3 protein-coding genes and 1 riboswitch are annotated in these 4,492 nt (G+C 49.2%); all 3 genes read right to left on the reverse strand.

Going from position 1 to position 4,492, the window contains the following annotated elements; all coding sequences use genetic code 11:
* Positions 1-90: 90 nt before the first annotated feature.
* Positions 91-1,572, reverse strand: a complete 1,482-nt coding sequence (locus BLR88_RS18400; RefSeq protein ID WP_057897664.1) for an MDR family MFS transporter — start codon at positions 1,570-1,572, stop codon at positions 91-93.
* Between the two features lie 164 nt (positions 1,573-1,736).
* On the reverse strand, positions 1,737-2,804 hold the full coding sequence (gene cobT, locus BLR88_RS18405) for a nicotinate-nucleotide--dimethylbenzimidazole phosphoribosyltransferase (RefSeq protein WP_246615652.1): 1,068 nt from the start codon (positions 2,802-2,804) through the stop codon (positions 1,737-1,739).
* A 147-nt stretch (positions 2,805-2,951) separates the two neighbouring features.
* A riboswitch (cobalamin riboswitch) is annotated at positions 2,952-3,126 on the reverse strand.
* A gap of 26 nt (positions 3,127-3,152) precedes the next feature.
* The gene (locus BLR88_RS18410) at positions 3,153-4,346 is read right to left on the reverse strand and encodes an ornithine--oxo-acid transaminase (protein ID WP_057900223.1); all 1,194 of its coding nucleotides are present in this window, start codon (positions 4,344-4,346) and stop codon (positions 3,153-3,155) included.
* Positions 4,347-4,492: the final 146 nt, after the last annotated feature.

Raw genomic sequence — 4,492 nt, forward strand, 5'->3', positions numbered from 1 at the left:
GGGTTTTTTAAGTGCTGCCTTTTTTCGATAAATGAGGCATCTTAATTTCCAATTTCGTAGTTTGAGGAACTTGACATATTACCGCAGGACTTATGATTGCGTACGAACAGAGTCAGGTTCAGGATTTTTGCGCGGCAACCAGAACCCGACAAGCAAGGAAGCCACCGCTAATACACACAACACAACAAACACATGGTGCAGCCCATACGCCAACCCTTCCCGCATGATGTCAAGCATCTGCGCCGGAATCATCTGCACTGCTTCCGGATTAAACAATTGGTTCATATCCGTCCCGGCCGCTAACCCGTGCCCTTTCGTATAGCGATCCAGCGCCGCATTAAACAATGTGCCGAACACCGCGATGCCAAACGTTTGTCCGAGCGTGCGGACGAACGAATTGGAGGCAGTGGCCGCACCACGTAAACTCCAATTCACTGAAGATTGAACAACAACGGTAAACACGGTAACCGAAAGGCCAAATCCAAGTCCTGCAAAAAACATAATCGCGATAAGCGCAAACTGTGACGTATCCATCCCGACGGACGCAAGCCAGAGCGAAGCAAAGATAAGGATGGCAAGTCCCAGCAATGACGTATTGCGTGTACCGATACGAAGCATCAAACGTCCGCTCAAGATCGCACCCAGCGGCCAACCGATGGACATCGGAGTTAATGCCAATCCTGAACTGGTTGCTCCTTCTCCATATACACCTTGAATCCACATCGGTAAATAGGCGTTTATCGCAATCAACACGGCGCTAATAATGAAAGAGACCAGATTGGAAACGGAAATACTGCGGATGGTCAACAGTTGCAGCGGCAGCATCGGTTCCGGCGACCTGATCTCAATCCACACGAATACAGCCAGGAACAAGGCCGCGGTCATAAATAGAACAAAAATAACCGAAGACGTCCAGGCATACTGCTGCCCGCCGGTCAAGAATGCGTACAACAACGCTGACATCCCGATGGTAAACGTAACTGCGCCCGCATAGTCGATATGTTGTTTCTTTTTCTCGAACGATTCATGCAAATATAGCCACAACATAATAACAGCCACAATGCCAAACGGCACATTAATAAAGAAAATCCAGTGCCACGATAAAACATCAACGAAAAATCCGCCCACCAGCGGCCCAACAATGCCGGAAATTCCCCAAATTGAGCTAAACCATCCCTGAATTTTGGCTCGCTCTTCAAATGAATAAATATCACCGATAATCGTGAACGTCACCGGCAGTACCGCCCCGGCTCCAATCCCCTGAATAGCGCGGAATAAAATCAGTTGCTCCATCGACTGCGCCAATCCACATAGCATCGAACCAAGTAAAAAGAAGGCGGTACCAATCGTAAAAATAACTTTGCGCCCGAATAAATCTGCCAGCTTGCCGTAAATCGGAGTTGTAACGGACGTTGTCAGCAAATATACCGCAAACACCCAACTCGTAAGCGTAATCCCCCCTAAATCACTTACGATTCTAGGTATCGCAGTACTGACGATCGTCACTTCAATAGCGGCCAGAAATGTTGCAACCAACATTGCGATTGTTACATTTCTTCTGTTTGTTTTCATATGTTCTCTCCTTCACCTTTGCTTTTACCCCCGCTATTGAAGGCGAGGGATTCTGCCTAGGTAGTATAAAGCTTCCAGCATAAAAGTCAATCGTCCGACTTACTGATACGTTCATTCTCCTGGATAAAACCCCCGCTGTGGAGGACAGCGGGGGTTGTTGATTCTTATAAGCCTAAATCAGCAAACGTTGCCATTTCATTCAACATAGCAAGCGATGCTTCCAGCAATGGGAACAAAAGCACTGCACCTGAGCCTTCGCCTAAACGCATGCGCAAATATAACGCTGGAGTCAGTTCCAAATATTCAAGCGCCGCCCGATGGGCTGGTTCTTCTGATAGATGCGATGCGAATAGATACGGGAGCACAGCCGGGCATATTTCATACGCAATCAGTGCGGCTGCGCCCGCGATCACCCCATCGACAAGAACAGCCATTCGATTGGCTGCAGCCCCTAAAGTCAATCCCACCAATCCGGCAATTTCCAGCCCGCCGACCCGCGCCAGCACATCAATCGGCTCCAGTTTGGCACGCCAATTCTTTTCAATTCCATTTATATGAAGTGCCCGCTCAATAATAGCCTCCTTGACCTTCCGCTTCTCTTCATCAATGCCTGTCCCTTTGCCTGTCAGCTCAGTTACAGAACGGCCGGTTACGGCAGCTGTCAAAGCAGTGCTCGGGGTTGTATTTCCGATTCCCATATCGCCTAAGGCCACCGCCTGATACCCCTCTCTGGCCAGTTCCACAGCGATCCGGATGCCGACTTCAATGGCGGCTACGGCTTCCTCCCGGCTCATTGCTGCCCCCTGCGCCATGTTGTTCGTGCCTGCCCTTACTTTTTCTGCTCTCACGCCCGGAGATGTTTTCGCCTTGCTTCCAACATCGACGACGATCACCTCCGCTCCCATCCGGCGCGAGAACACATTAATCGCAGCACCTCCCCGCGCAAAGTTATCCATCATCAATCCGGTTACCTCCGGCGGAAACGCGCTCACTCCTTCTTCGACCACACCATGATCGCCGCACATGACTACCACCGCTTTTTTACGCAACGTCGGCGCTTCTGTCCGTTGAATGCCAGCCAAGCGGATCACCATTTCCTCCAAGACTCCCAAACTTCCTGGCGGTTTGGTTAAGTTATCCACTTTTTTTTGCACCGCTCCCATCATCTTTTCATCCGGCTGGACGATACGACTCAATATGTCCGCGAGCGTAATCTTGGTTGTTTGTTTCACCTTCTCATCCCCATCCTTTTCTCTACCGTTTCAAGAAAATGGTAAGGACGCAGGAAAACAAAGCGCTGGTCACCATGATGAATAAAAAAGCCCAGGTCAAAGAAGACCTGGACTTGCCACATCCGGTTCAATGCTACCTGTTCCTCGAGTAGTCCGCTGCAATAGGCAGGTCTCCTGGCTCCCGGATCAATACCATGTGCCAACAGCCTTCCCAGACGAATCGCCCAGTGACTGTCAGCGGCTCCCCGGCTACAGTGGCGGGCCCGCGTGTTTTCTTCCCTATTCTCCCCGAAAATGGGGCACCTATTGCGTCCTATACACATTTACAAACAGCATACACCGGTTTGTTTATTTTTTCAATACTTGATAGATTCTCGCGATTGCCCAATCCAAATCCTCTTTAGAAATAATGAGCGGAGGCGCAAAGCGAATCGTTGTTTCATGCGTTTCTTTACACAGCAGACCAAGATCTTTCAACGCTTCGCAATATGGACGGGCTTTCTCTGTCAGCTCTACGCCAATAAACAGACCACGGCCGCGTACTTCTTTGATGATTGGATTTTCAATTTGCAATAATTTCTCTTTAAAGTATTCGCCCATTTCCAGCGAACGCTGCACAAGGTTTTCTTCTTCCAATACTTCAAGCGCTGCGATGGCCACGGCGCAGCCCAGCGGATTTCCGCCAAACGTGGAGCCGTGAGAACCCGGTTCGAAGACGCCGAGAATTTCTTTATCCGCAGCCACAGCAGAAATCGGGAACACACCGCCGCCAAGCGCTTTCCCCATAATATACATGTCCGGCTTTACATCTTCCCATTCGCAAGCGAACAGTTTACCTGTACGACCAAATCCGGTTTGAATTTCGTCTGCTACAAAAAGTACGTTATTTTGCTTACAAATTTCACGTGCTTGCTTTAGGAAACCTTCTGGCGGCATCACGATACCCGCTTCGCCTTGAATCGGCTCCGTAAGGAATGCGGCCGTATTAGGCGTAATCGCTTGTTTTAATGCCTCGATGTCACCGTACGGAATGATTTTGAAGCCTGGCGTAAACGGCCCGAATCCACGCTTATAGCTTTCATCGGAAGAGAAAGACGTAATGGTCGTCGTACGACCATGGAAGTTGCCTTCACATACAATAATTTCCGCCTTGTTTTCCGGGATTTTCTTTACATCGTATGCCCAGCGGCGCACTGCTTTAATTGCTGTTTCTACCGCTTCCGCGCCTGTATTCATCGGCAGAATCATGTCTTTTCCGGTCAGCTTGGAAAGCTTTTCGTAGAACTCGCCCAGTTTGTCATTATGAAATGCACGGGAAGTAAGCGTAACTTTATCCGCCTGTTCCTTGAGCGCCTGAATAATTTTCGGATGACGATGGCCTTGGTTGAGCGCCGAATAAGCGCTCAACATATCCATATATTTGTTGCCTTCCGGATCTTCTACCCATACGCCTTCCGCTTTAGAAATAACGATCGGTAGCGGATGATAGTTATTAGCACCGTATTTCTCGGTTTTTTCGATAATGCTTTGTGTTTTGCTCATAGAAGTCGCACCGTTCATGGTTATTCTCCCCTCTATAATAAAAATTACAATACTTCAGAAATAAGCTTCGGCTGCGTGAACTGCAACAGGTAGTCCGGGCCGCCCGCCTTGGAATCCGTACCGGACATATTGAAGCCACCGAACGG

The organism is Aneurinibacillus thermoaerophilus (assembly GCF_900099925.1).
Classification (GTDB): domain Bacteria; phylum Bacillota; class Bacilli; order Aneurinibacillales; family Aneurinibacillaceae; genus Aneurinibacillus; species Aneurinibacillus thermoaerophilus.

Excerpts from the sequence above, each read along its gene's own strand:
- BLR88_RS18410 (WP_057900223.1), bottom strand. The coding sequence starts at position 4,346 with ATGAGCAAAACACAAAGCATTATCGAAAAAACCGAGAAATACGGTGCT.
- BLR88_RS18400 (WP_057897664.1), bottom strand. The coding sequence starts at position 1,572 with ATGAAAACAAACAGAAGAAATGTAACAATCGCAATGTTGGTTGCAACA.